We start from the raw sequence: 1,790 nt of genomic DNA on the forward strand, positions 1-1,790 counted from the left end.
CCCGGGCTGCCTTTTTCGTTCATGGAGAGGGGCGCTAGTCACAGGGTTGCGGCATGCTGCCCGGCCTCCTTGCCCATGGCCCGCCACATCACCAGTACCAGCAGGGTGCTGCAGGTGGGCAGCGCCAGCCAGACCCCGGCCACACCCCACAGGGAGGAGAAGCCCCAAAGGAAGCCGCCGATCAGCACCAGCTTGCCGCCGGTGAGCAGGGAGGCGATGCGGGCCCGGTTGATGGCCTGGAAATAGGTGGCGCCCACCAGCAGCAGCCCCTCCATGGGCAGGCCCCAGAAGTAGAGCCAGATGCCGAGGCTGGCCACCGGCAACAGGGCCGCGTTGTCGCCGGCAAAGAGATAGACCACCCCCTGTGGCCAGAGGTAGAGCGGGATCATGCCGCACAGCGCCACCGCCAGGGTCACCCCCAGCGCAAGGTTGCGCACCCGCAGTACCCGAGCCCAGTTACCCGCTCCGGCGTTGAAGCTGGCGATGGGCTGGATGCCCATGGCGATCCCCTCGAAGATGAGATAGAAGAAGGCCTCGCTGTAGCTGATGACGCCGTAGGCAGCCACGTGCAGCGAAGTGCCGACTGACAGCAGCGCCTTGTTGTGCAGCGCCAGCACCACAGACAGATAGAGGTACATCAGAAAACTCGACACCCCGAGTCGCAGGGTCTCCCCCATCAGGCGCCAGTCTGGCACCAGAGTATCCCAGCGGATGCGCAGCTGGCTGCGGGGGGTGAAGAAGTGCCACAGGCAGAGACCGCCGGTCACCGCCTGGGAGAGCATGGTGGCGATGGCCGCCCCCGCCAGTCCCCAGGGGATCACTGCCATCAGCAGGTAATCGAGCAGCACGTTGAGCACGCCGCCCCCCACCAGGATCCAGGTGGTGAGACCGGGCCGTCCGTCGTTGCGCAGCAGGGCGGTGAACGCCATGGAGAGCACGGCAAAGACCCCGAGCCAGGCGTACCACTGCAGGTAGGCGAAACCGGCGTCGAAGATGACCCCCTCGGCCCCCATCCAGGTCAGCATCTCCCTTCCATACCGGATGCCAATGAAGGCGAGCAGCGCGGAGGCGATGAGCACCATCACCAGCGCATTGCCGACGATGTGGCGCGCCTTTGCCTGCTCCCCCTTGCCCAGATAAAACGAGGCGAGCGACGAGGAGCCCATGCCGATCAGCGCCCCCACCGCATAGAGCACGGCGCAGATGGGGTAGGCCAGCATCATGCCCGCCAGACCGTCCTGACCCAGGAGATGGCCGACGAAGATGCCGTCTATGGTGACATAGACGCCAGTGACCAGCATGGCGGCTACCGTCGGGGTGACGTAACGCAGGAAGAGCCGGGAAAGGGGGGCCGTGCCCAGATCGACAGAGGACATAAATTGCTCAACGGAGGGAAACGGCCAGAATAATAGCCAAACAAGACCCGGATCACCCGTTATTTATGTTGCAAATCATTAATGTGGAAGGCTTTACCCGCCCCGGCCCCTGCTTTAGGCTAAGGCGACTTCTCATGAACGGAAACGTGCGCCATGTTGCAACGCCTGCTCTGTCTGATGCTCTGTCTCAGCCTGCTCCCCTTCTCCGCTGTCCAGGCCGATGATGCCGTCACCCAGGTGGAAGAGTTGCTGCAAAGCGTCCCCAAGACCGACAGCCTCGAAAACCAGCAACTGCGGGAGAGCTATCAGCAGGCCCTGCAGTATGCCCGGGACGCCCAGCGTTATCGGGAGCAGGGCAAGGCCTATCAGCAGATCCTCATCGACTACCCCAAGGAGTCCGCTCGCCTCAAGGAG

General features: G+C 63.8%; 2 protein-coding genes. One reads left to right on the forward strand and one right to left on the reverse strand.

The features are described from left to right. Nucleotides 1-38: 38 nt before the first annotated feature. Nucleotides 39-1,376, reverse strand: a complete 1,338-nt coding sequence (locus BN1127_RS11895; protein ID WP_042649588.1) for an MATE family efflux transporter — start codon at nucleotides 1,374-1,376, stop codon at nucleotides 39-41. 153 nt (nucleotides 1,377-1,529) lie between these two features. Here BN1127_RS11895 and BN1127_RS22435 point away from each other — a divergent pair. Then, a partial coding sequence (locus BN1127_RS22435; RefSeq protein ID WP_042649589.1) for a hypothetical protein occupies nucleotides 1,530-1,790 on the forward strand: 261 nt, incomplete at its 3' end.

The organism is Aeromonas media, from assembly GCF_000819985.1.
GTDB classification, from domain to species: Bacteria; Pseudomonadota; Gammaproteobacteria; order Enterobacterales; family Aeromonadaceae; genus Aeromonas; species Aeromonas media.

Bases quoted from the DNA above. Each gene is read 5' to 3' on its own strand.
- BN1127_RS11895 (WP_042649588.1), bottom strand. From the start codon at position 1,376: ATGTCCTCTGTCGATCTGGGCACGGCCCCCCTTTCCCGGCTCTTCCTG.